Source organism: Butyricicoccus sp. (assembly GCF_977037065.1).
Window position 1 is genome coordinate 40,374 of the sequence record NZ_CDRQNY010000013.1, and the last position, 23,237, is coordinate 63,610.

The window sequence follows — 23,237 nt, forward strand, 5'->3', positions numbered from 1 at the left end:
GCGGGGATTTTTTCAGTTGTATGAAGGTTCTTCAATACCGAGCATAGCGCGAATACCGGCGCAAGACCACATCCATTTCTCTGGTAGAGGATTAGTATCGGAATTGGGATCGTAATCAAAAGCGGCAGCATAATACACAGAGTTGAAATAGGCGCCAAGCGCATCTGTTTGTATTATTAGGCCGCCAGCAGATTCTTCACCGATTTTATATGCAGCATATTGCTGGGTGTCACGGAAGTATACACCGATGTATCCACGTCCCGAATTGTAAACCAATGCATGAATTTTTGCGTTACTGGTAATAAAAGCAAAGAAATAGCCAGTACCATCCTGCAAACTAGAAACTTCGGAGAGCTTAACAATCTCATTATACCGTTGTTGTGCATCGGGAAGAACAGCAGAACCGACACAAGCGGTGCCGTTTTTACTTGCCAGAGTTTTGTGTGCGCCGGTTCCTTGGGCAGTGGAACTGGTTTTCCAATCGATATTGGAGGCATAAATTTCCGTCATTTCCGTTTGAATCGCCTCATGCAGCATTCGCGTTTCCGCGATGACCTGATCCTTTTTCGCCTTATCAATATATCCTGTCAGTGCCGGAATGAGCAGCGCCGCGAGAATCGCCAGAATGACCAGCACAACGATCAGCTCCACGAGCGTGAAGCCGCGTTTTTTGTTTTTGGAGTGCAGCATTTGAAAAAGTTCCTCCTTCCCAATTGCGGGATAAAGTTCGTCTTTCTTAGTATACTCGAAAATATGCAATAAAGCAAGGAGATAGATACAGATAAAGTGCACAAAAAATAAAGGGTTCCTGCCAAAAACACAAAAAAGAAATTGGTTAAATCGGAGAAAGTGTTTTGTAAAGCCGAAGAAACATTGAGATTTACAGCAGGGTGTGATAAAATAATATCAACCTGATAAAAAAGAATCACCTGCAGAGACAGGTGATGAGCAGGTCCGCACTGCGTATACAGACGCAGGTGCGCGAGTGGCAGATACCGACGGATTGCAGCCGGTCGGTTAGTGCCGCAGCTTTCGGCAGACGGAAGCGGGAGAGAGAAATGAAGAGAGAGTATTGGGTTACGGAAATGAAGAAATGGGGCATTGAAAATGCAAATCTATGACTGGGTCAGCATAGGCGTATTGTTCGTTCTCGGTATCTTGTTCTATTTCCGACCGGCATGGCTGTTGAGTGAAGACCGGCAGCAGGCCGATGGCGTGGTAAGCAAGGTACGCACTGTCAGCGCGGCTGCGGTGGTATGCGCCATGGTAATGACCGTGATCTGCGTGATCGGATAAAGAAAGAATTGGCTGCAAAAACGCTCCCGTTCGGAAGGTGGATTCCGAGCGGGAGTGTTATTTTTTACGACTTCGATTGCGGTCTGGACAGCAGCGCGAACAGACAGCCGAACACGATCGCGGCGGCAATACCGCCTGCCGCACCGGTCACGCCGCCGGTGAACACGCCGAGCAGACCGCTCTCCGCAACTGCTTTGGCGACGCCTTTCGCCAGCGAGTATCCGAAGCCGAGCAGCGGCACAGTCGCGCCTGCACCTGCGTAGTCTACGACTGCCTGATACCAGCCGAGACCCTGCAGGATAACACCGAGCACCACCAGCGAAACGAGAATACGCGCCGGTGTCAGCTTGGTTTTGTCAATCAGCACCTGACACAGCGCACAGATCAGTCCGCCGACCCAGAAAGCGTTCAGGTAGTTCATGCTTCGCTCCTTTCCAGCACGACGGCGTGGCAGATGCCCGCAATCGGCTGTCCCTGCTGCACCGAGGTCGGACTCATCATCGCACCCGTGCCCGCAAACACCAGCCGGTGGATTTTGCCGCGATGCATATCGCGCAGCAGCGGTCCGCAGAGAACTGCCGCTGAGCAGCCGCAGCCCGAGCCGCCTGCATGCGCGTCCTGCTCGTCACCGAAAATCAAGCTGCCGCAGTCCGAGTAGACCGGGGACAGGTCGATGCTATCGCCGCGCAGCAGCGTCAGCAGCAGGTCCGCACCGATGTGACCGAGGTCGCCGGTGACGATGCAGTCAAAGTCCCGCGGCGCGGCACCCAAATCCTCCAGCAGTGCGGAAAGGGTGTCGGCAGCAGCGGGGGAAGATGTTATTTTAGGACTATGTGCCTTATGCGGTCTGACCATGCTTGCGGATATACTCCTGCGCGACTGCATAGGCGTCCGAAAACTTAAACTTTATCGTGATTTTTCCGCCCTCATGCACATAAATCATGTCAATCAGTTCGACTACGACTTCGCGCGTCAGACTGGGCAGATTGCGATATTTTACGAATTGTGATACAAACGAATTGGTTTCGTCCACGCCGCTCTGCACCTCGTCAATGCGCGCTTGCAGGGACGCAAGACGTGTGTCCAGTTTGGCCTGCTGCTGCTCAAACTGCTCTTTCAGCCGATGGTATTCCTCACGCGAAATATCTCCGGCTTTCCAGTCCGGATACAGGGACAGCTTCATCTGCTCGATGCGTTCGCGCTCGGTTTCAAGCTGCGCCCGCTCGTCAAGCAGAGGCTTAACGGAACGGTTTCGCGTGCCGCTGCGGTTTATCTCGGCAATCAGCTCATCCATCTCGACCGCCAGAGCAATCTGGTGACGGAGCGTTTCCAATACAGCCTGCTCCAGCCGGTCGCTGCGGATGGTATGCTTCGTGCAGGCGCCGCTGTGCTGCTTTTTGAACGTCGAGCAGATATAGTAGTAATAGTCGCGATGCGGCTGGGAAATCAGCTTTCGGTTCATTGCCTTGCCGCAGTCCGCGCAGCGAAGAAAACCGGAGAACAGATAGACTTTGGGCTGTGTTGGTGAGGTGCGCGTATCACGGGCGAACAGGGATTGCGCTTTGGCGAACAGCTCGCTTGAGATGATAGCCTCGTGTGTCTGCTCGACAGTGATCCAGTCCTCCTCGGGCACGGCCTCGCTGACATGCAGCTTGTAGCTTTTCATGCGGTTTTTGCCCTGCACCATAGTGCCGGTATAGAGAGGATTGCGCAGGATACGGCGAACCGAACTGTCCGGCCACAGATCGTCCAGCTTGTCCGAGGCCGGATGGCGGTAGTTCATGCCCTGCTGCCGTTTGTAGGCAGATGGATTCGGAATGCCCTTAGCATTCAGCTTTTTGGCAATACCGAGTACGCTTGTTCCGGCGAGAAACCAGTTGAAAATATCGCGGACAACGGCGGCAGCCGGCTCGTCAATCAGCAGCCGGCTGTGGTCGTTCGGGTCTTTGCGGTAGCCGTAGGACGCAAATGAGCCGATAAATTTGCCCTGTCGGCGCTTGAGATCGAGCGAAGCGCGGACTTTATTGGAGATATCGTGCGCGTACTCGTCGTTGAGGATGTTGCGAAACGGCACGATCAGGCTGTCCGCCGAGCGCGGGTCGGCAACGCTGTCGATGCGCTCGCTCAGCGCGATGAACCGCACGTTCAGCAGCGGAAATGTGTGCTCAAGGTACTCGCCGACCTTGACGTAGTTGCGTCCCAGTCGGGATAGATCCTTGACGATCACGCAGTTGACGATGCCGGCGCGCAGGTCGTGCATCATGCGTCGGAAATCCGGCCGGTCGAAGTCGGTGCCGGTATAGCCGTCATCAACGTACAGCCGGGACGCGGTCATGTCGGTTTGCGTATCTGCAAACTCGGTCAGCAGCTCGCGCTGACTGATAATGCTGTTGCTCTCCTCGCTGTCGCCGTCCTCGCGGGAAAGACGGATATAGAGCGCGGGTTTCCACAGGACTGTGGATAACTTTTGGGGTTCGTATTTACTTTTTCGTGCCATTGAGTGCCTCCTAAAAAACGGACGGCACGCCGCAGGCTGTGTTTTGCACGTATAGTGTATCACAGCACACGGCGTGCCGCAAGGCTTCGCTTCGGTTATCCGGCTTTTACCATCACTGGAGCCGCTTGCACAGGTTGGTCAGGCAGGATTGCAGACTGGGTGCGCCGTCATCAAACAGCACCTCAACCGCAGTGTCGCCTACGCGGAAGCGGTGTGGGTCGCTGACAGACGAGGCGAACAGGCGCAGGCGCTCGTTCACCGGCAGGGTCGGGTCGATGCGTGCCTCGCGGATGTCGGGCAGGGGACAGGTGGGTGTGGGCTTGAACATAAGGGTTGACCTCCTTTGGTTTGTGTAGATGGTGGGTGTATTGTATATTCTTTCCATTGTTATACTATATATACGACAGTTCGGGATAACCGGATTTCGCCGTATCAGACACCTGCGGAACCGCGCCTGTATTGCGGCTCGATACCGCAGGTGCCATACTAAAAACAGGCGAATTCCTCCACCTGCTTGCGGACAGAGCAGTGAATGGCCTCCCAAAATTTTTCGTAGAGCGCATGCTCATTGCTGGAAGGCAATTCTATGCGTTTTTTGATCATCTCGACCATGCATAAGAAAGACCACCGAAGCAGAGCGAGATTGGCCTAGATACGGCGTTCGCGCGTGAGTAGATCAGCGAACTCATCCGAGCCATCGACCCACAGATGGGACAGGATGTCCGGCTTGTCGGCAATCTGATGCAGCAGCGCAATTGCATGTTCGTAGTTGTCTGCGAACCAGTCAGCGAACTCCTCGAGGGCTGCTCCAATCAGAGCCGGGCAGACGTCCTCGGTCAGATTGAGCGGCTTACCGAGGTACACGAAAATGCTTCGCGTGAGTTCGGAAACGCAGTCCGACACGAACTCGGCTGTCAAGGCAATTCCGGCGGTGCAGTCGCGATGATCGGTCTTGCCGGTTTTACCCTTCTTGTCGTCGTGCGGTGGAGTGGCCCAGTGGTTATAGTGTTTGAGAAGTTCTGTAATAGCGCATTTGATTTTGAAAATGCTAATTTGTCAAAGAAAAAACTTCGGCATAAGATTGAACAGCAGATGACTGAATTTGCGGAATTCGTTGAAAACAGCAATATTCCTGGGTACAAAGATAGGAATTTCCGTATTCTTACAGATTTTCTGACTGAGTCCGGAAAAAGAGAAGAATTGAGCTCGGATGAGCTTCAGTTTCTCTATACGAGACTTGTTTTTGGGACTGAAGAAGATATTACAAAAATTAACATGCGTAGCTATGATGATGAAGCTGACATGAAGTCTTACAAACTGCTGTTTAAAATTCGTGATGAAAATGATTACTTGTTTCAGGTGATCAGTAATATGGTGCATCTGCTGAGCCGTTCAGAGACGAGCGATAAATAGCATGATTATGAGAAAAAACTAATAAAGAAAATTACGGAGGATATCAATAATTGCTATCGGCGATTTGATAACGAACTACTGTATAAAGGTGTGCCTGTAAAGAAGAGAACAGTTTGCAGTAAGACAAGGTGTAACGCAGTTTTTTCGACACCATATATTTACCCTGTACTGCCATTGCTGTTCGTATTAAATGCCATATATAAAGTTAAGGGAGACGGGAATAAGCACGATAAAGCGGAACTGCTGAAGTACAATACCTCCTGCTCTTTAATAGATAATGTGTATGAAACTTTTGTCATAAGTGAAGCGTCAGAGCACTTGCTGGAGAGAGTAGAGGATGTACTGGTAAAACATCTGGTTCTGTATAAAAGAACTGTATTTCCCACTCGAAAAGATTGTTATTCTTTCATTCAGCACCGTATTACCCGCTGTATGGGAAGGAACGAGTGCTGCCTGAACATTACAAAAAGCTGGTTCATAAGTTTACAAATAATTGCCGAAAAGATGAAGACGAAGATAGAGAAGAAATGTTCGAGGATATCAAATGGGAAACTGTTAAGGAAATGCGTCCATGCCTAAAAACGATATTCTGCGTTCTTTTACGCCTCGGAGTGCTATAGATTATCTGCCTGCTGATCTTGATCGAAAACCCAACGATGAATCAGATTTACTGCAGCAGAGGAATGAGAAAGAAGAGCGACATATGTTGAACTGCACCCCATTTGTTAGACAATATGATATACTATCTAACAGATGGAGTGATTTATTATGCCAAGAGGAAAAAATGAACAAACGGGACACGCCAGAATTTAAGGCAACACCGCACAATTAAAGCAGCGGCGCTTTGCGGAAATTTTGTATTCTGATTTTGTTGCGATTTCTTGCAATACGGCAAGTATTGCTGCGAAACCGCGCCTCATCAGTACGCAAAATTTATTCGCAAATCGCTCTTGTTCAATTATGCGGTATTGCCTTAAGAAACTGGTCGTGCAAAACATGATGAAAGAAAAGTTGAGTTACTGCGAAACAGCGAGACGATTTGAAGTAAAGGGCCGGAGGCATTTGCCATAGAGCGCAGAGGACGCAGAAGTTCAGCGGCTACGCACGGAGAATGAATCCATGACACCAAGATCGCCATCCTCGTTCTTGATGCGGAAAACAGGTTTTTGCGGAATGGCACAATTTATCAATTACATTGTAGTTCTGGCAGATGCTATGCTACTTTTGCCATTCTGTGTTCAATATGCTATAATTACCTCACCAAAGTGCGAAAGGAGGGCGCCTTATGCGATACATCTTAATGAATAAAGACGAGCCGTGGGCATTGTTCTCCTGTATACAGGACGAATTTGGAGAGGAAAGCGCGGTTCTGCAGGAGTGGTACACCGAATTGCGCCCGCTCGGTCTGCAATCGCTGACGGCGTGGCTTGAGAAGCGTAAGGCACCCAAGCACCGCAAGCACATTGAACAGCTTCTGGAGCAGTACGGCTGCATCGGTCTGGAGGGCTTTCTTCGTGTGACGCATGCGCTGTCGCTCAACGATACGTTTTGGGTGAAAGAAGAGTCGGAAACGCTCGGCTGGGACAAGGTTTCCCTATATCGAAACGAGTTTGATGCCCTCATCGCGCAGGCGGCTTTCAGCGGCGTGATCAGCGTAGAGTCCCTGTCCTCCACCTCGCCGGAGTTCGGTACGGACGGCTATTACGCAAAATGCTGGGTGCGTGAACCGGACGGAATTTACCTCTACAAGGGCGGCAGCGACACCTATGAAATCGAGCCGCTGTCCGAGTTTCTTGCGTGTCAGCTTGCGGTATGTATTTGTCCACAGGCTGTGGATTACGACCTGGATTTCTACCATCATCGGCTGATATCCAAGTGCCGTCTGTTTACCGATGAGCAGGCCGGACTCATCAAAATCAGCGACTTTCCCGATCGTCCGACAACGGTTTCCGAACTGCTGCGGCTGTATACTGGGTTTGGCGCGGAGGACGCGCTCCGCCGTATGTTCGTACTTGACGCGCTCATTCTCAACACAGACCGCCATCTCGGCAATTTCGGCTTCCTGTTCGACAATCAGACGATGGAAATTAAGAAGCCTGCGCCGGTCTTTGACCACAACCGCAGTCTGCTGTTCGATCTGGATGAAGATCAGCTGGCCAATCCGGACTGGTACATCGGCAAGTGCCGTCCGCGTATCGGCGTGGATTTTATCAAGACAGCACACGGTGTGCTGACAGATGAAATCCGGCAGGAGCTGAAAAATCTGGATGGCTTCCGCTTCATGCTGCATTCGGACATCGAATTGCAGGAGGAACGGCTGAACCGGCTGTCTGAAATTGTGGAGCGGCAGAGAAGAGCGATTCTGGCATGACAGGGCTTTGCCGCATTTTGGGCCGGAAACATAGATTGAATACAAAAAACAAATCCGCCGAACCTCGTGCTGTTTTGAGGTTCGGCGGTTAATGTTTAAGGTATAGCGGTAACTAAAGTATACAATGGAATCTTAGTTGTTTGCGGTTTGTTTCGATTTCGTACACTGGCGGTAAAACGTATTCGTCTTCAATCCGGTTTGCCGCATGGCCTCGGTCGCGGTGATTTCGCCGGTACGCCAGCGTGCGACTACCCGCTCGAAATTGTCCGGCAACGGCAGTGGCTTGCGACCGGCGTACTTGCCCTGTTCTTTTGCGATAGCAATTCCCTCGCACTGACGCTGGAGGATGTACTCGCGTTCGAGTTCTGCGATCGCCGCAAACCCTGTCAGCATAAACTTGCCGGTAGGTGTAGTGGTGTCGATGGACTCCTTGCGGCTGACAAACTCTACATGCTTTTCGGTCAGCCGTTCCACAAGATCAAGCAGGTTGCGTGTGTTGCGGGCAAAACGACTGATCGACTCCACGATCACGGTATCGCCGTGCGGATGTATTCCATCATGCGGTTCAGCTTTGGACGGTCATCGTTTTTGCCGCTGGCCTTGTCGATAAACAGTTCATCAACGCCGAGATCGTGCAGCAGGACTTCCTGACGTGCAGTATTCTGGTCCTCGGTGCTGACGCAGATATAGCCGATTTTCATGGTGTATCTCTCCTTCAAATATGGTATAATGAGAAATATAAGGACGGTGACGCTGATGGATAAGACAATCGAACAGGTAAAACAGTTAGCGCACCGTTATGGAGTGCCGAAACTGATATTATTCGGTTCGCGTGCCCGCGGCGATCATCACGCCCGCAGTGATTATGATTTCGCGGTATGGGGCTGCACGCCGCAGCAGCGTACACTATTCAGCGATGCAGTGGAAAATGATCTGGACTCGCTGTATTCGGTTGATCTGGTGTTTGTCAGCGAACACACCGATGCCGCATTGCTTCAAAATATAGAGAAGGACGGGATTTGCTTGCTGGACCGTTACAATACGAAATTCGAAAATCTCACCAATGCTGTTGAACGCTTACGCGAGGGTGTGCAAGCGTATCAAGAGAATCCGGCTAAAATCATTCGCGACGGTGTAATCCAGCGCTTTGAGTTCACCTGCGAGCTGGCGTGGAAAACCACTCGTGAGTTTTTGCTCGACCAAGGTTTTACAGAGTTGAACAGTCCGAAAGCAACGATGCGTAAGGCGTTCTCGTATGGCCTGATTGACGATGAACAGGCGTGGATTGCACTGTTGAATGCTCGCAACCAGACCTCGCACCTTTATGATGATGCAACCGCACAGGAAATTTACTCTCAGATTGAGAGCGAGTTTGTGTCGCTGTTTGATAAACTTATCGAGCAGTTGAAACGTGGTTGATTGCAATAGGGTCGCCGTACATTCTGACATATTTCAAAAGTCCGAAAACGACCCTATTGACATAGTTTTTCGTTGTTTCAGATGGGTATACCATATTGACATGCTCAAAAAATACCGGCTCTTGATGAGTCGGTATTTTTGTGTTTAGTCATCGTCGATAAGATCGGCAAGCAGACCAATAATAGTCAGCGTACTGAGAATGACTTTTCCTGCGTTCACTTTTTCACCTCCTCAACTGTCCGAGAAATTTTCAACGGCCTCGATAATCAAATCGACCACCGCGCCTACAGCCTGGAAAATTGGGCCTAATGGAATCATAAGCAACATCTTCTTCCCTCAGTACGCATAGAGCAGTTCGCCGGTCACTTCATGGAGCAGCGACAGGTCGTAAAGCATTTCCTCGATTTCCTCCTCCGAGCAGCCGTAGTCGAGCAATGCCTGCACTTCATCTGCGCTCACGCCAAACGCTTTGGCAACCGAGAACAGGTCATCATAGTTTTCCGGCGTGTCCTCATAGTAGTCGCGGTAATATGGAGAATAACGCCGCCACCAATGCTCATAACTGGTTTTCGGCGTAAATGCGCTTGTAGTCATACGTCCGGTGCGGTCGATTTTCAGAATTTCACCCTCCTTTGGCTCCAGAATGTCCGTTGGCGCTTTTAACCGCAGCTTTTTGATGGCCTTGCACAGGATTTGCTGTGTCGAGGCGTAAATAAGGTAGCCATCATAGAACATGACGCACAGCGGATTATCGCCAACTACGAACCAGATGGAGTTGTCCTTGTCCAGAACCGTGAAGACAAATGAATCCTCGACTGCTTCAGCCATGGATTGCAGGCTGTCAAAGTCGAGGGTTTTCTGCTGTTCAAGGAGCTGAACGGCAACATAGCTGTCCGTTTCCACGCTTGTCAGCGGAAGGTTTTCTTCTGCGCGCAGTTCCTTGTCATTTCAGAGCACGCCGTTATGTGCGAGGGCGAAGCTGTTTCCGTCGACTTTGCCGAGAAACGGGTGGTTATTCTGGTTAAACTGCGCATTGCCCTGTGTGGTCATACGGGTGTGTCCCATGACGACGTTCACACCGTGCGGAATATGAATCTTCATTTTTCGAGCGGGCAGGGGGCGCTTATAAATCCGCAGGCGGTCATTATTGTAGGCAATGCCGGTTGCGTCCGTGCCACGCACCTGACACTCACGTGCTAATGTGTTCAGAATTTTATTCTTGGTGTGGGTGCTCAGACTTTCCTTGAAATCGATTAAACCGAACAAACTGCACATATTATTCCTCCTCACTTGCATTTACAGGTTCATTAACATAGAGGCGGCACTCCTTGAGGTACTGGATCAGCTCCGGCTCGTGCACAGTGTCCAGAAAGTCGAACCAGCTCATGTCTTGCACCTCGCTGTCAGACAAAGAAACAGCCACCTCGACCAGATGGTTTACCATCTGCAAGGTGGCTTTCAAGGTATTCAGCTTCAAAGTTCCGCGAAACATTCTGATTTCAACGGTATCCGAATTGGTCAGGTTTACCGCCGTGTAGCGTCCGGCACAGGAGTTCTTCGCGTGGCTCATCTGGTCGGTCGGCGTGAGGCGAATGCCGTACCGCACTGCCCAGCGATTCGTCTGGCTCTGCGTGCGGCGGCAGAACCGCAGCAGTTCTGCCCAGAATTTCTCGACAAAGTAGAGCAAACGGGCAATCGCGGCTTCCTGCTGTTCGTAAGTACAGCCAAACGCCAGACGCGAGATGTGAACGTGCAGGCCACAAGTGCCTGCCGCATGACTGAGATAGCCCATGCTCTGCGCTTTACGGAGGATTTCCGCCCACGGCATTTCATTCAGATGGTATGTAAGTGTCATTGGGTGCGTGACAAGTTCCAAACCATCGTCCAAGCTGCCGTCCGTCTTGATATATAAATTCTCCGCGTCTGCATTGGCGATGTTCAACAATTTTTCGGCATTGTAACGGTCTGTGCCGCCGTTGTCGATTTCCAGTGCTACGCCGAAGTGCCGCAGACCCTTTTCGTGGAACACGAGGTCAGGCGTGTAATTGTACTCGTGAATAATGTCACAATGCTCATCCCAGCAGGATGCGCAGTAGGCGCTGTCATCTCCGTCACAGTACGCGCGGTCACGCCGCAGAATGCGGTCGCAATCTGCACAATGGACGTAATCCGCATCAAAGCAGCTTTCGCAGAGCGTGTAGTTGCTGTCCTCAATAGCATCCTCGGAGTAAATCCGCTCTCCGCAGGCGTCACAAATGACCGTAAACTCATCGGCGCAACTTTCACACAGCCAGTCGCTCCCGACTCGAAACATCGCATCGAGTGGATGCTCTGCACCGCAGTTCGCACAAATTCTGATTTCACTCATTGGTAATTCCTCCATTTCGTCTGGTAAATATCAATATTCTTCGGCGAGTAGCATAGTAGAATATACCTGACTGTCAATGGCGAACACCTTAGCGTTCACTGCGTCCGAGCACGCGACGTCAAGCTCATAACGGTACGGCGGCTGCTCCTGCTCATGGATAATGTGCTGACCGGTTGGCAATTTCGTCAGCGTGAATACCTACAAATAGTCCTTTTTCTCAACCTCCATCGTCAAGACCATGTGTCACATGAGGTTGGCCAGCCATGAGGGAATCTCAGCCATCACGCCGCACGTCAGAAATTTTTGATTGTTGAACATCTTTGCTTCCTTCTTTTTGACAAAAAGTAAGCTCCTGAGAATATCTCAGGAGCTTCTACATCTATAATATATAGTTAAAAATGAAGGAAAAACAGAAAAAAGTTCTCGCACTGCAACGCGTATTAAATAGAGAAATTCATTTTTGTGTAATTTTCGTAAAAGTGGGGATGTACACTTCGTTTTTTACAAAAAAGACGAAAAATTGTGACATAAGACGCGAATTCCATTCGTTTGAAAGCGCAGATTCGTCAGCCTCTTTCTGCGTTCTGCCGTTTTACAGTTCCTCGACCGACACGATGCCTTTACGCTCGCCGACCAGTGTCATCAGACGGTTTACCGTGCAGCTGCGCGGCAGGCGCAGTGTGAAGATCGCACAGGCATTGTGCTCACCGTTTTCCGCCGCACGGGTGATCTGGATATTCAGCACCTTGACATCACATCTGCGGTACAGCTGCAGCACATCGTCCAGACACGTTTTATCCTCATATTCCATATACACATTGATCTCGGGAACGTGCTCCAACACACGGTACTCCAGCCGCGAGAACACAAGCTCGGCGAGCATGATGAACACGGTCGCAAGAATGCCGCCCTCGTAGAAGCCGCCGCCAAAGGTGAGGCCGATGATGGCCGAGGTCCACAGTCCGGCCGCCGTGGTCAGACCCTTGACGCGCTGCCGCTTGGTAACGATGATGGTGCCTGCACCGATGAAGCCAATACCCGCAACAACTTGTGCACCGAGGCGCGCCATATCTGTAAAATAGTGCATATTCAGATACAGATACTGACTCGTCAGCGTGGTGATGGCCGCGCCGATGCAGATGAGGATGTGCGTGCGGAAGCCGGCCGGGCGGCGCTTGTACGAGCGCTCGATACCGATAATGCCGCCGCAGATGAGCGCGCAGGCCAGACGCACGAACACGGAAAGCGTCGTCACGTCGCGCAGGCCGTCAAAAACAGATAACATAGCAGTCCACTCCTTACAGCTCTTCGATCACGCAAAGGCAGTCCAGCTCCGCCAGATCGGAGAGAAGCTGCGTGTGCGGTATTTTTTCATTGAGGCGGATCGAGAAGATCGCACTTGGGTGCAGCGCCTCGCCACTTTTGTTCCGCTCGATATCGATGTCGTAGATCTGCACGTTCTGCGCTTTCAGCTGATTGATGATGGTACTGATGTCCCCGAGCGAATGGAACTCCATGTACAGATTGATGTCACGCGCGTTCTCCTGTATGTACGCATCCACAATTGGAAACAGGCGGATGCTGAGAAATATCATCGCGAATGCGATGAGCACGCACTCGTAAAATCCTGCGCCGACCGCAAGGCCGGTACACGCCGAAGCCCACAAGCCGGCGGCGGTAGTCAGTCCCTTGACCTGCTGGCGGCCGGTAACGAGAATGGTTCCTGCGCCCAGAAAGCCGATGCCGTTGATGACCTGTGCGCCAAAACGCGAAACGTCGGTTTTTATGCCGATCTCTGCGCAAATATCCGACCACGGCCCTGTCACCATGGTAAATTCGTACAGGCTGAGCAGCACGGTCAGCGCCGCGCCAAGACAGACGAGCATATAGGTGCGGAAACCGGCCGGACGGCGCTTGCGTCCGCGCTCCAGACCGATGCAGCCGCCGAGCAGCATCGCAAGGGCGAGCCGCACTACGACCGAGGCGAAATGAAGTTCGCGCAGGTATTGTATCATTCCACTCATTTGATGTAGGTTCTCCTCACTCGATAAAAAGTGCACACGCTGCCAATATGTATGCAGCGTGTGCAGCTTTCTACAATAGATTTCAGTATTTACTTTGCGAATCGACAGTCTGCCCAGCAGGCGTTGTGGTCGGACAGCTCAGGACCGGTGAACTTCGCCAGCGCGCTGCCCGGCTCGGCCCAGGTGCAGTCCTTCGTTTCGGTCGAAATCGTGCCGTGATCGACGCATTCCATGCCGCGCGCCATCAGCCAGTCCAGCTTGAGCAGCATGCTCTTGCCGCCCGGCATCGGCTTGCGGCGCGTGCCCTCGATGCTGCTGAACTCGCGGTAGGAGAAGCCGTTTTCCTCCGCCTGCGGCAGAACGCGCTCGTATTTCTCGACCGCCGCCATGTGCTTGGAGAGACGCTCCGGGTCGTTGAACAGCGCGGTGAAGCCCGGAATGTCGTTGCCGTCGAACGTGTTGGTGTTCAGGTCGCCGCCGATCATGACCGGCGTATCGGGCGCGAACGAACGCTTGATCTCATCATATACGACTGCCATCTGCGCTTCGCGGCCCTCGCTGTCCGCACGGTTCTCCAGATGAACGCTGACCGCGCCGACCTCGCGTCCGCCGATGTCGAGCGAGCAGACGATGGCGACACGTGCGCCGATGCGCTTCTGGCGGTCATAGTACCAGTTGTACTGCTCGGGCATATGGACGACCTTCGCCCAGCGGATGGGCCAGCGGGAGAACAGGGCGTTGCCGTGGAAGCCCTTGTTGTCCTCGGGATTTACCAGCTCGATAAACTCCAGACCGTAGGCGTAATTCATGCCGATGGATTTCGCGATTTCGTAGGCAACGTTGCAGTTGCCCGAGCGGACCGCGCCGTCATCCAGCTCGTTGGCGTAGATGATGTCCATGTTTTTGAGGTCGGGACACATATTGAGAAAGTCGATGGTTTCGTGAAGCGTCTGGCCGCGCTCGATGTTGAATACAACGTGGCGCAGCGTTTCGGGCACCTCGGCGGGCGCATCCACGAGGTTGTGCACCTCGCACTGCTGATACTGCGGGATTTTTTCCATGACCTTGAACTGGCCGAGTGCCGGGACGAGATTACCGAGTTCGATGCGTTTTTCGTAGGACAGGGTTTCCATTTGTTACACGCCTTTCATATAAATGGTGGATATTTACAGAAGTTTATTTGCGGTAGAATATGGGGGCAGCCGGCAGGAATGCTTGACTCCGCCGGCTGTTCCATATAAGGGAAGAAAAAGATGATACGTAAAATGAGGGAGTGCGGGGGGAAATCAGGCGTTTGCGGTCGTCTTTGCTGCTTCGGCAGCTTCGCGCTGCTTCATCTCGGTGATAATGCGCGGATAGATCTTATCGAGCTTGTAGAAGATCAGCAGAACGCCGATGCCGCCCCAGGCGATGATGTTGCCGATGATGTAGATGGCGATGAGCATCTGAGACTGTGCGGCATTGATGGTTGCGGTGCCGGCGAAGCCTACAAGGCTCATCAGGGCGCCGAAGATCGCGCTCGTCATGCCGGAGCCGAACTTCTGGCCGGCGGTGGTTGCGGAAACCATCAGGCCCTGTACGCGGATGCCGCTCTTCCATGCACCGTATTCGATAACGTCAGCCAGCATGGAGTATTTTACGCCGCGGAAGCAGCCCTTGCCGATGCCGCGCATGACGCAGGCGAACAGCGCAAGATTGAGGGCGCTCGGGTTGATGAACAGGGAAACCGTGCCGATAACGGCGACGATTGCGCCGATGAGAGCGACATTGCGCTTGCCGAACTTGGCGATGAACGGGGAGAGGACAAGAACGGTGACGATCTGCGGAATGGATTCGAAGGACGCGAGTGCGCCGAGCAGGTCGCGGTTGCCGAGAATGTACTGTGCGTAGTATGCGTTGCAGGTGCCGGTAACTGCCTCATAGAAGGACAGGAACACAGCGAGCATGAAGAACATGATGAAGTACTTGTTGGTGACGCAGAGCTTGATGCCCATCCAGAGCGGAACGTTCTTGCCGTCCTTGGTCTTGGTCTCTTCCTTGACGCGCTCGTGGCAGTTCTTGAAGCAGATGAACAGCATGATGATGGAAACGATGGCGTAGAGGATGGAAACCTCGATCCATGCCTGCTGGGTGTCACCCAGACGGGTAACCAGCGGGAAGGTAATGGCGGTGATGACCATGTTGCCGAGGGCGGACATACCGGTACGGAACAGGTTGACAACGGCGCGCTGGTCGGTGTCGCGGGTCATCAGGGTAGCCAGCGTTGCATACGGAAGGTTGAGTGCGGTGTAGACAACGGTGGTGCAGAAGTTATAGGTGATGAAAACGTAGATGCCCTTGACGATCGGGGTTGCAGGCGGAACGGTGAACAGCAGGATGGCTGCGATGCCGTACGGAATCATCATCCAGAGAATCCATGCACGGGATTTGCCGTGCTTGGAATGCGTGCGGTCAACCAGATGACCGATAAGTACGTCGGAAATACCATCGAAGAAACGGGAGAACAGCATGATGGTACCGATCATAGCCGCCGAGATACCGACTACGTTGGTGTAGAAGTAAATCAGCAGCGAGGTGGTCAGGGCGTAGACAACGTTGCAGGCAACGTCGCCGAGGCCGTAGGAAAACTTTTCTTTGAGATGGATTTTCTCAAATTCCTTATCACCCGCGAAAGTCGGGTTGCTGGATTTGCCCATGGTTTTGCTCAGTCCTTTTTTTTTGTTTTTCTTTTCTTTTCAGTTGCAGCGATACAGACCGTCCGGTGCGCCGGGCGCATCGGGAGTGGGTCTGCCTTTGAGACGTTGTCCGGACTCGTCTCTCGCTATACCCTTTCAGTGGAAGTCCGTTCCACCGAACATCTACAAGTATAGCACTGAGCGGAATAAAATTCAATAAATCATATTGTAAAAAGAATAATATTCAATTTTGTGCATTCTTCACAAGGTCGATGTTTTGTGATACAATGAAATCACTATATAATGCGGAAGTGCAGGGTGATTGCATGGACAAGAACGTTTATGCCGCAATTCAGTCGCAGTATTCGACTTTATCCAAGGTTGGAAAGCGGATTGCGGACTATATCTTAGCCGATCCGGTACATATTACCTCGATCAGCATTCAGCAGATGGCGGCCGAGCTTGACATCGCGGAGTCGAGTATTATTCGATTCTGCAAGATCGTCGGCTGCGCGGGCTTCAGCGAGGTAAAGCTGCTGCTGGCGAAATATTCTCCTAAGTCGGTGCGCACGATTTTTGAAGATCTGTCCGAAACCGATAGTATTTCGACCATTTCGGAGAATGTGTTCGGCCGGAATATCGACACGCTCGAGCGGGCGCTCCAGCTGCTTGATTTCGAGAAAATCGAGCAGGCGGTGGGGGCGCTCAACCGGGCGGAGAATATCCTCATCCTCGGCGTCGGCGCGTCTGGCACCATCGCGGAGGACTTCTACATCCGCCTCATGCGCATCGGCATCCGCGCGGTTTCGCTGACCGATTCGCACCTGATGCAGATTCAGGCGAGCCAATGCGGCCCGGATACGGCGGTTATCGCCATCTCGCATACCGGCAAGACGCGCGAAATCGTGTCGGCTGTGCGTACCGCGAAGGAGTGCGGCGCGCCGACCATCGGCATCACCGGCTACCCGGATACGCCGCTCAAAGAGGTCAGCGACATCTGCCTTGAGTTGTATTCGCCCGAGCAGCTTTTCGTGTCGCCGCGCGTGGCGCAGTTCTCCCTCATTGACACGCTTTATGTCAGCCTCGCTATCCGCCGCAAGGACAGCGTCGTACAGAATATTGAACGCATGAATGAAGTGCTCCTGCCATTTCGCACTGATTGATCATTTTTGATCCTGTGTGTGGAATTTGATGCTTGAAAGATATATTGTATCATTGCTTCTATATCGTATATGTGCTGCGCTCGGATCAAAGAGATTATGCTAACGATCTAGCATTGTTTCAGTCAATGCTGTCCCTGTATCATGTTCCCGTTTGATTATTGCGATTAACTGCGCTGATAAAGCAGCGCCAATCTCGCGATATAGCACATCTCTGACGGCAGCTCAGATTGCCAATCTGGAACATCGGCGAAAATATATCAGCCAAACTCTTCATCTTCCACAGGATCAAATTATATTCTACAGCACGAAAGAAAACCTTATCTGGATGTGTTGATGCGGAAAATATACGGCTACATGACCCAATAGGTATGTTTACAAATTCACCTCAAAAAAACTCCATAATCCCCGCCTTCAGCACCCTCCACTCCCGGCCAACCTTTACGGCCGGGAGTTCTTCATTTGCGATCATCTTGCGCACCTGCTGGCGCGTGGTCTTGAGCAGGGCTGCGGTTTCTTTTACGGTCAAGATTTCATCGTTCGGCATAGAAAACCTCCATCAACATAGGTGAAAACGCATTTCACTTTAATTCATGTATGCTTATTCTAATGTTGGCGATCAAACGTCAAATCATGCTGTCTAAGCAGACTCAAATACCCTGAAACAAGCCTTTATCCGAACCATTTCCAGTACGTTAACTCGATGAATGCTTATTGGCGCCTTTGAATCTTTCATTGGAATTTGAATATTGGCCGAACTTAACCGCACTGTAGTGGAGGATGGGAAAGGATTTCTTGAAAATATCCAAACGATCTTGAACATCCGCCTTGCGATCATAATACAGATTGCAGGTCAAATCACACCTCGACAGCTTGAACTCCTTGAGCCGCCGGTCAACGCCGATTTTATCAAGGATATTTCGCAGACGGTGCTTTAGCTGTTGAACAGACTCTTTGTCTGCCTGAAATAATGCGGTCGACTCATATGTACCAGTGAGCAGGGAGGACGGGTTAACAATCAGTATCAGCCAGCACGGATGCGAGATGGATTGCCCTAAGTGAATTTCAACGCCGATGGACTTGAACTGCGGCATCTGGTAATACGACAAAAGTCCTAATTTCCCTTTGCCGGTACAAATGCACTCGTTTTGTTCGATAATGTTCTGGATTTCGGAATATTTGCATTGTAATTTCAATGAAAAGGTGCGGATACCGTACTCATTCGTAATCATTTGCTGTTCCTCCGTTTCTGAGCGCATACCGTGCAGCGCTTGCAGGTTTTCGGCTCATGCTGCAGCATTTTGAAAAGGCTGTCATCGGTCGGAAACACGGATTTCGACTTGGTTACCTTCCTGAGCTGACGGTTAAAGCCTTCAATCGTGTTGGTCGTATAGATCAGCCGTCGGAGTTCTTGAGGAAACTTAAAATAAGTGCTGAGATTTGCCCAGTTATCCCTCCACGACTGAGAAATCTTAGGATACTTCTTGTCCCAGTGTCCTGCGAACGTGTCTAACGCGTCAAAAGCAGCCGGTTCATCTACTGCTGCGTAGACTGCTTTTAAGTCAGCCATAAGTGCCTTCAAATCCTTGTAGGAGACATATTTGCTGGAATTTCGAATCTGGTGAATAATGCAGTTTTGAATCTCAGTTTTAGGGAAAACTGCCTCAATCGCCGCAGAAAACCGGTCAAATTATCCGTACAGGCAATGAAAATATCCTCGATGTCCTGGCTGATGCTGGTCTGATTTTTCTGCAGCACCTTGGGGTCAAATTCGCTCTTGCGATCCCGCGGCACAGATACCTCTACATCGCCAGAACTGGTGCGCAGGGTTTTGCTGCTGTGCCCGTTCCGGCTATTATCCGTGTCCTTGTTCTTGTAGTCATACCGGTTGTAGCCCAGCTGATCGTCCAGCTCGGCCTCCAGACCGTTTTCCATGAACTCGGTGTTAGGTTTAAGTCTAGTCTGCCACATAGCCTCGATTGCGGTAATCTCTCCGGCACGCCATCGGGAAACAACCCGCTCGTAGTTGTCCGACAGCGGTATCGGCTTGCGTCCGGTGTACTGGCTCTTTGTCTTGGCAATGGCGATACCCTCGCGCTGGCGCTGGAGGATGTACTCGCGTTCGAGTTCTGCGACCGCCGCAAACGCCACAGTCAGCGTCATTGTCGCAACAAACACAATGATACTATTGTCGATAACAATCGTTTTTTTCATAACTTTCCCTCCTTGTTTTATCTGCCTTAACGGCTTCAAATTTAAATAAAAAAACGCTTTCAAGACATGGCTACTCATGACTTGAAAGCGTTTTTATATCTTTGTTGGAACAGCACAAAAGGGCAGAGTTTTACCTGCTCTGCGAGCAGTGTATTGCACCGCGAATCGGCTTGCCAGATTCTTTTTTCACGGCGTACACCTCCTTCTGCCCAATAAAGCGCAGAAGAGGTTAACAGCGTCTTCGTTGATGCTTGCAACCGGCTGTCATTGCGGCGTTCGCCGCCTTAGACCCTTCCGGCTTTGCGTCCCCCATCTTTTGATGGGTTTGCCTATCTCTCAGACACCATATATGTACCTGATTTTTGATTGCTATACCATAATCTGTATAAGCGCACAACTGGTCTGCTATACAATTCGTGTCATAAAAACGACATTTCGCGCAGCAATCTGATGAATATCACCGTTCGGATAGCACAGCTGCGCTGCGCTTGCCTGTCTGTACACGCGACCGTTTCATCCGGTGGACGCAGTACGGAGAGTGTGCTTTTTATTTCCACTGGGTGCGGTACTGATGCGGGGTAATGCCGGTGCTCTTACGGAACGCCATAATAAAGTGCGAAGCACTGGAGAAACCGCAGTTATCTGCGATGGTCTCAATACTCTGCGAGGTGGTGAGCAGCTGCTGCTTTGCGGCGCTCAGACGCACAGTCTGCAAAAACTGATGCGGTGTTGCCGACTGGTATTCCTTAAACTTACGCATATAGTAGCAGGTGCTGAGTGCAGCACGCTGGGACAGGTGTTCGATGGAGAGCGATTTGTCCGCAAAATTGTACGTCATATAGTCGGCTGAGTCCTGAATGGCGATCTCGAGATCGCTTTTTTTCTTTTCCCCGAGCACGAGCACGAGCAGAACGAGCAGCTTGTTGATCGTCAGGGAAATAATATGAGGATTGGGCTGGTTCTGGTGCACCGAGACCATGATGCGGCGGACACATTCCTCAATCTCGGCATTGCTTCCGGTGGGCAGGATGAACCCGTGCGTATTGAGGATAAGATGTGTATAGGCCGTGCTGCCGTTGCCTGCAAAGTGGAACCAGCGCATGCGAATCGGTGTGAGGGCGTGATAGCTGTGCGGTTCTCTGCAGTCAAGCAGGATCAGGCTGCCGGGACCGGCGGTGCGTGTTTCACCGCGGTAGGTGACCGACAGTTCGCCTTCATCTACAATAAGCATCTGGCAGATATCCAGATAATTACGCTGCATACCGTATGTTTCGTCGCAATGGTAGCTGCCTGCGTGCGGAACATGGTACAGGTTAGTCGCGGTAAAGGCATCTGCATCGTGGTAATAGCGGACAGAATCTGCCAGAATACCCATATCGTTAAGCATAATTGGTGTCAACTCCTTTTTTGTACCATATCATGGTATGGAAATGCTGTCATTCGCTTTTCTTATACAATTATATCAAAAAATAATACTGATAAAAAGTATAAAATTTTGATATTTTATTATTATCCTGTGTAGTGATGAATGTGAGAATTTGATATATGATAGGTACAACGAAAGGGAAACGAACAAAAACACAAAAAATAGTTTCTTTTGAGTTGAAAAGACGAAGGGAAAAGAAAAAACAAGAATAGGAAATTCTACAATATAATAGGATTTTCTTGTTCAGAAGAGGGGTTGAAACATTTGATTATCATTTTAACATTCATCGCCTTCACCGGTCTGGTGGCCTTGATCTCATGGTACAAGACCAAGGAGGAGAACCTGTCCACCAAGGAAGGCTACTTCCTTGCAGGACGCGGACTGACCGGTCTGGTCATCGCCGGTTCACTGGAAATGACCAACCTGTCCACCGAACAGCTGGTCGGACAGGCCGGACAAAGCTATTCGACCAACATGGGCGCCATGAGCTGGTCGGTAAACGCAAGTATCGCGCTGCTGGCGCTGGCACTGATCTTCCTGCCGAAGTATCTGAAAGCTGGCATCACCACCATTCCGGAATTTCTGGAGGTTCGATTTGACCGCACCACCAAGCAGATCATCTCGTTCCTGTTCCTGCTCGGCTATATGCTTACTTACCTGCCGACCGTACTGTACTCCGGTGCGCTGGCCTTCAACCAGATTTTCCATCTGGATCAGCTGTTTGGCATCACCTCTTATCAGAGTATTGCGATTCTGTGTGTTGCAATCGGCGTTATCGGTTCCATCTACGCAATCTTCGGCGGCCTGAAGGCAGTTGCGGTATCTGATACCGTAAACGGCGTGGGCCTGCTGATCGGCGGTCTGCTGATTCCGATCCTGTCCATCTGCATCCTCGGCAACGGCAGCTTCCTTGCCGGTATTCAGGACTTCATCACCAATGTTCCGGCGGAAAAGTTCAACGCGGTCAATCCGGCGAACGCCCTGCCTCCGATGATTCCGTGGCCGGTCCTGTTCCTCGGCATGCTGTTCAACAACCTGTTCTACTGGTGCACCAACCAGTCTATCATCCAGCGCACGCTGGCAGCAAAGAATCTGGCGCAGGCACAGCGCGGCGCAGTGTTCACCGCCTTCCTCAAGCTGCTGGATCCGTTCTTCATCACCATCTGCGGTCTGCTGGCTTACCGCTTTTTCGGAGACGGCCTGGCAAACAGCGACCTGGCATATCCGTCTCTGATCACCACAGTTGTTCCGAACTGGCTGCTCGGCATCATCGCAGCGGTTCTGTTCGGTGCGATCCTGTCGTCCTTTAACTCGGCACTGAACAGCTGTGTAACGCTTTACACGCTGGACTTCCACCGTCCGCTGTTCAACCAGACCGCAAGCGACTCTCATCTGGTAAGCGTAGGCAAGCGCGTTGGTACCGGTCTTGCGATCGTATCCATCTGCGTAGCGCCGTTCGTCAGCAATGCACCGTCCGGTCTGTATGACTTCCTGCAGGAGTGCTTCGGCTTCTACTCCATGCCGATCCTCGCGATCGTGCTGGTAGGCTTCTACACCAAACGCGTTCCGGCCTGCGCACCGAAGATCACGCTGGTCGTACACGTTATCCTGTACTCGATCTCCAAGTTCCTGCCGCTGAATGTGCATTACCTGTATGTTCTTTCGGTACTGTTCCCGGTAGACCTGGCACTGATGCTGCTCATCGGCAAGTTCAAGCCCCGTGCTACCGACTTCATCCTCGAGGATTCCAAGGCTGTTGACCTGACCCCGTGGAAGTATGTAAAACCCGCCGCGCTGACCTGCTTCATCCTGATGCTGTGCGTCTACGCGCTGTTCTCTCCGATCGGTCTGGCTCGATAATGAGCCGGACCCCGGAAACCATTCAACTATTCACATTGTAAGAAACGCACAAGGCGTTTTCGATAAAATCTAACAAAGGTATTGAGATTTTTTGAGGAGGAAAAACTTATGAGCAAGGAAATCAAAATCGGTCTGATCGGCGCTGGCTGGATGGGCAAGGCCCACACCACCGCATTCCACAACGCACGCATGATCTTCGGCGATGATATGCCGGTATTTGAGCTGGTAAGCGACGTCAGCGAGGATGCAGTAGCAAAGTTCGCGAAGAACATGGGCTACAACCGCTACACCACCAACTGGATGGACGTTGTTACCGATCCGGCAATCGACCTGGTTGACGTTGCAACCCCGAACTGCATGCACTACGAGATGGCAAAGGCTGCTCTCGAGCACGGCAAGCATGTTTTCTGCGAGAAGCCGCTGTCTCTGTCTGCTGAGCAGTCCCGCGAGCTGGCTGATCTGGCCAAGGAAAAGGGCGTAGTCAACTACTGCGGTTTCTCCAACATCATGAACC

Annotated in this window: 25 protein-coding genes, 3 pseudogenes and 1 riboswitch; of the genes and pseudogenes, 8 read left to right on the forward strand and 20 right to left on the reverse strand. The window is 51.5% G+C overall.

The annotated features are described in order from the left end of the window. Positions 1-12 precede the first annotated feature (12 nt). A complete protein-coding gene (locus ACWVX6_RS06270) occupies positions 13-690 on the reverse strand; it encodes a prepilin-type N-terminal cleavage/methylation domain-containing protein (RefSeq protein ID WP_455152657.1) in 678 nt (225 codons plus the stop codon). Positions 691-1,101: 411 nt separating this feature from the next. Between ACWVX6_RS06270 and ACWVX6_RS06275 the strand changes: the two genes are divergently transcribed. After that, positions 1,102-1,296, forward strand: a complete 195-nt coding sequence (locus ACWVX6_RS06275) for a hypothetical protein (RefSeq protein ID WP_110435915.1) — start codon at positions 1,102-1,104, stop codon at positions 1,294-1,296. A 64-nt stretch (positions 1,297-1,360) separates the two neighbouring features. On the opposite strand, the gene spoVAE is transcribed toward ACWVX6_RS06275, so the two are convergent. From spoVAE to ACWVX6_RS06300, 5 genes are all read right to left on the reverse strand, one after another. After that, a complete protein-coding gene (gene spoVAE / locus ACWVX6_RS06280) occupies positions 1,361-1,717 on the reverse strand; it encodes a stage V sporulation protein AE (protein WP_110435916.1) in 357 nt (118 codons plus the stop codon). Beyond that, positions 1,714-2,151, reverse strand: a complete 438-nt coding sequence (locus ACWVX6_RS06285) for a hypothetical protein (protein ID WP_455152658.1) — start codon at positions 2,149-2,151, stop codon at positions 1,714-1,716. Before ACWVX6_RS06285 ends, spoVAE begins: the two co-directional genes overlap by 4 nt. Further along, positions 2,135-3,793 (reverse strand): recombinase family protein, encoded by a 1,659-nt coding sequence (locus ACWVX6_RS06290; RefSeq protein WP_118761703.1) that lies wholly within the window; start codon positions 3,791-3,793, stop codon positions 2,135-2,137. Before ACWVX6_RS06290 ends, ACWVX6_RS06285 begins: the two co-directional genes overlap by 17 nt. Positions 3,794-3,905: 112 nt before the next feature. Next, the gene (locus ACWVX6_RS06295) at positions 3,906-4,121 is read right to left on the reverse strand and encodes a DUF6870 family protein (RefSeq protein ID WP_118480667.1); all 216 of its coding nucleotides are present in this window, start codon (positions 4,119-4,121) and stop codon (positions 3,906-3,908) included. A 320-nt stretch (positions 4,122-4,441) separates the two neighbouring features. Next, entirely contained in the window at positions 4,442-4,711 is a 270-nt protein-coding gene (locus ACWVX6_RS06300; RefSeq protein WP_455152659.1) for a hypothetical protein, read from the reverse strand. A gap of 24 nt (positions 4,712-4,735) precedes the next feature. Here ACWVX6_RS06300 and ACWVX6_RS06305 point away from each other — a divergent pair, with 24 nt between their 5' ends. The 3 genes from ACWVX6_RS06305 (at position 4,736) to ACWVX6_RS06315 (ending at position 7,577) form a co-directional block, all read left to right on the forward strand. Further along, the gene (locus tag ACWVX6_RS06305) at positions 4,736-5,206 is read left to right on the forward strand and encodes a hypothetical protein (protein ID WP_455152660.1); all 471 of its coding nucleotides are present in this window, start codon (positions 4,736-4,738) and stop codon (positions 5,204-5,206) included. A 571-nt stretch (positions 5,207-5,777) separates the two neighbouring features. After that, positions 5,778-6,038, forward strand: coding sequence for a hypothetical protein (locus ACWVX6_RS06310; protein WP_455152661.1), 261 nt, complete (start codon positions 5,778-5,780; stop codon positions 6,036-6,038). A gap of 453 nt (positions 6,039-6,491) precedes the next feature. After that, positions 6,492-7,577, forward strand: a complete 1,086-nt coding sequence (locus ACWVX6_RS06315; RefSeq protein ID WP_455152662.1) for a HipA protein — start codon at positions 6,492-6,494, stop codon at positions 7,575-7,577. Positions 7,578-7,709: 132 nt separating this feature from the next. On the opposite strand, the pseudogene ACWVX6_RS06320 reads toward ACWVX6_RS06315, so the two are convergent. Further along, positions 7,710-8,278: pseudogene (locus ACWVX6_RS06320) on the reverse strand (recombinase family protein). Positions 8,279-8,333: 55 nt separating this feature from the next. Here ACWVX6_RS06320 and ACWVX6_RS06325 point away from each other — a divergent pair. Then, positions 8,334-8,996 (forward strand): HI0074 family nucleotidyltransferase substrate-binding subunit, encoded by a 663-nt coding sequence (locus ACWVX6_RS06325; protein WP_455152663.1) that lies wholly within the window; start codon positions 8,334-8,336, stop codon positions 8,994-8,996. 336 nt (positions 8,997-9,332) lie between these two features. On the opposite strand, the gene ACWVX6_RS06330 is transcribed toward ACWVX6_RS06325, so the two are convergent. The 8 genes from ACWVX6_RS06330 to ACWVX6_RS06365 all read right to left on the reverse strand — a co-directional run bounded on the left by ACWVX6_RS06330 (position 9,333) and on the right by ACWVX6_RS06365 (position 16,084). Beyond that, entirely contained in the window at positions 9,333-9,899 is a 567-nt protein-coding gene (locus ACWVX6_RS06330; protein WP_455152664.1) for a hypothetical protein, read from the reverse strand. 45 nt (positions 9,900-9,944) lie between these two features. Beyond that, positions 9,945-10,271, reverse strand: coding sequence for a class II glutamine amidotransferase (locus ACWVX6_RS06335; protein ID WP_455152665.1), 327 nt, complete (start codon positions 10,269-10,271; stop codon positions 9,945-9,947). 1 nt (position 10,272) lies between these two features. After that, on the reverse strand, positions 10,273-11,364 hold the full coding sequence (locus ACWVX6_RS06340) for an amidoligase family protein (RefSeq protein ID WP_455152666.1): 1,092 nt from the start codon (positions 11,362-11,364) through the stop codon (positions 10,273-10,275). A gap of 30 nt (positions 11,365-11,394) precedes the next feature. Then, positions 11,395-11,553: a DUF960 family protein gene (locus ACWVX6_RS06345; RefSeq protein ID WP_455152671.1), complete on the reverse strand. Its 159-nt coding sequence runs from the start codon at positions 11,551-11,553 to the stop codon at positions 11,395-11,397. A gap of 403 nt (positions 11,554-11,956) precedes the next feature. Next, a complete protein-coding gene (locus tag ACWVX6_RS06350; protein WP_118361194.1) occupies positions 11,957-12,649 on the reverse strand; it encodes an MgtC/SapB family protein in 693 nt (230 codons plus the stop codon). Between the two features lie 13 nt (positions 12,650-12,662). Further along, complete coding sequence (locus ACWVX6_RS06355) at positions 12,663-13,388, reverse strand: MgtC/SapB family protein (RefSeq protein ID WP_118361192.1); 726 nt, start codon at positions 13,386-13,388, stop codon at positions 12,663-12,665. 89 nt (positions 13,389-13,477) lie between these two features. Next, entirely contained in the window at positions 13,478-14,521 is a 1,044-nt protein-coding gene (locus tag ACWVX6_RS06360) for an endonuclease/exonuclease/phosphatase family protein (protein ID WP_118761712.1), read from the reverse strand. 153 nt (positions 14,522-14,674) lie between these two features. Further along, a complete protein-coding gene (locus ACWVX6_RS06365; protein ID WP_118730039.1) occupies positions 14,675-16,084 on the reverse strand; it encodes an MFS transporter in 1,410 nt (469 codons plus the stop codon). A gap of 305 nt (positions 16,085-16,389) precedes the next feature. Between ACWVX6_RS06365 and ACWVX6_RS06370 the strand changes: the two genes are divergently transcribed. Continuing rightward, positions 16,390-17,226 (forward strand): MurR/RpiR family transcriptional regulator, encoded by an 837-nt coding sequence (locus tag ACWVX6_RS06370; RefSeq protein WP_455152667.1) that lies wholly within the window; start codon positions 16,390-16,392, stop codon positions 17,224-17,226. Between the two features lie 385 nt (positions 17,227-17,611). On the opposite strand, the gene ACWVX6_RS06375 is transcribed toward ACWVX6_RS06370, so the two are convergent. From ACWVX6_RS06375 to ACWVX6_RS06395, 5 genes and pseudogenes are all read right to left on the reverse strand, one after another. Next, positions 17,612-17,770, reverse strand: coding sequence for a helix-turn-helix domain-containing protein (locus ACWVX6_RS06375; RefSeq protein ID WP_455152668.1), 159 nt, complete (start codon positions 17,768-17,770; stop codon positions 17,612-17,614). Between the two features lie 148 nt (positions 17,771-17,918). Beyond that, the gene (locus ACWVX6_RS06380) at positions 17,919-18,455 is read right to left on the reverse strand and encodes a hypothetical protein (protein WP_455152669.1); all 537 of its coding nucleotides are present in this window, start codon (positions 18,453-18,455) and stop codon (positions 17,919-17,921) included. 62 nt (positions 18,456-18,517) lie between these two features. Next, positions 18,518-18,939, reverse strand: a pseudogene (locus ACWVX6_RS06385) (IS256 family transposase); the annotation flags it as partial. A gap of 51 nt (positions 18,940-18,990) precedes the next feature. After that, a pseudogene (locus tag ACWVX6_RS06390) lies at positions 18,991-19,515 on the reverse strand (transposase); the annotation flags it as partial. A gap of 171 nt (positions 19,516-19,686) precedes the next feature. After that, a riboswitch (cyclic di-GMP riboswitch) is annotated at positions 19,687-19,777 on the reverse strand. A 207-nt stretch (positions 19,778-19,984) separates the two neighbouring features. Further along, complete coding sequence (locus tag ACWVX6_RS06395; protein ID WP_118361181.1) at positions 19,985-20,824, reverse strand: helix-turn-helix domain-containing protein; 840 nt, start codon at positions 20,822-20,824, stop codon at positions 19,985-19,987. A gap of 303 nt (positions 20,825-21,127) precedes the next feature. Here ACWVX6_RS06395 and ACWVX6_RS06400 point away from each other — a divergent pair, with 303 nt between their 5' ends. Together ACWVX6_RS06400 and ACWVX6_RS06405 are read left to right on the forward strand one after the other, a co-directional pair. Continuing rightward, positions 21,128-22,723, forward strand: a complete 1,596-nt coding sequence (locus tag ACWVX6_RS06400) for a solute:sodium symporter family transporter (protein ID WP_270419404.1) — start codon at positions 21,128-21,130, stop codon at positions 22,721-22,723. A gap of 108 nt (positions 22,724-22,831) precedes the next feature. Then, a partial coding sequence (locus tag ACWVX6_RS06405) for a Gfo/Idh/MocA family protein (protein ID WP_455152670.1) occupies positions 22,832-23,237 on the forward strand: 406 nt, incomplete at its 3' end.

Coding starts and splice junctions, on each gene's coding strand:
- ACWVX6_RS06340 (WP_455152666.1), bottom strand. CDS start 11,364: ATGAGTGAAATCAGAATTTGTGCGAACTGCGGTGCAGAGCATCCACTC.
- ACWVX6_RS06350 (WP_118361194.1), bottom strand. CDS start 12,649: ATGTTATCTGTTTTTGACGGCCTGCGCGACGTGACGACGCTTTCCGTG.
- ACWVX6_RS06360 (WP_118761712.1), bottom strand. CDS start 14,521: ATGGAAACCCTGTCCTACGAAAAACGCATCGAACTCGGTAATCTCGTC.
- ACWVX6_RS06310 (WP_455152661.1), top strand. CDS start 5,778: ATGCCTAAAAACGATATTCTGCGTTCTTTTACGCCTCGGAGTGCTATA.
- ACWVX6_RS06305 (WP_455152660.1), top strand. CDS start 4,736: ATGATCGGTCTTGCCGGTTTTACCCTTCTTGTCGTCGTGCGGTGGAGT.
- ACWVX6_RS06370 (WP_455152667.1), top strand. CDS start 16,390: ATGGACAAGAACGTTTATGCCGCAATTCAGTCGCAGTATTCGACTTTA.
- ACWVX6_RS06395 (WP_118361181.1), bottom strand. CDS start 20,824: ATGCTTAACGATATGGGTATTCTGGCAGATTCTGTCCGCTATTACCAC.
- ACWVX6_RS06355 (WP_118361192.1), bottom strand. CDS start 13,388: ATGAGTGGAATGATACAATACCTGCGCGAACTTCATTTCGCCTCGGTC.
- ACWVX6_RS06335 (WP_455152665.1), bottom strand. CDS start 10,271: ATGTGCAGTTTGTTCGGTTTAATCGATTTCAAGGAAAGTCTGAGCACC.
- ACWVX6_RS06375 (WP_455152668.1), bottom strand. CDS start 17,770: ATGCCGAACGATGAAATCTTGACCGTAAAAGAAACCGCAGCCCTGCTC.
- ACWVX6_RS06285 (WP_455152658.1), bottom strand. CDS start 2,151: ATGGTCAGACCGCATAAGGCACATAGTCCTAAAATAACATCTTCCCCC.
- ACWVX6_RS06365 (WP_118730039.1), bottom strand. CDS start 16,084: ATGGGCAAATCCAGCAACCCGACTTTCGCGGGTGATAAGGAATTTGAG.
- ACWVX6_RS06295 (WP_118480667.1), bottom strand. CDS start 4,121: ATGTTCAAGCCCACACCCACCTGTCCCCTGCCCGACATCCGCGAGGCA.
- ACWVX6_RS06315 (WP_455152662.1), top strand. CDS start 6,492: ATGCGATACATCTTAATGAATAAAGACGAGCCGTGGGCATTGTTCTCC.
- spoVAE (WP_110435916.1), bottom strand. CDS start 1,717: ATGAACTACCTGAACGCTTTCTGGGTCGGCGGACTGATCTGTGCGCTG.
- ACWVX6_RS06380 (WP_455152669.1), bottom strand. CDS start 18,455: ATGATTACGAATGAGTACGGTATCCGCACCTTTTCATTGAAATTACAA.
- ACWVX6_RS06270 (WP_455152657.1), bottom strand. CDS start 690: ATGCTGCACTCCAAAAACAAAAAACGCGGCTTCACGCTCGTGGAGCTG.
- ACWVX6_RS06290 (WP_118761703.1), bottom strand. CDS start 3,793: ATGGCACGAAAAAGTAAATACGAACCCCAAAAGTTATCCACAGTCCTG.
- ACWVX6_RS06325 (WP_455152663.1), top strand. CDS start 8,334: ATGGATAAGACAATCGAACAGGTAAAACAGTTAGCGCACCGTTATGGA.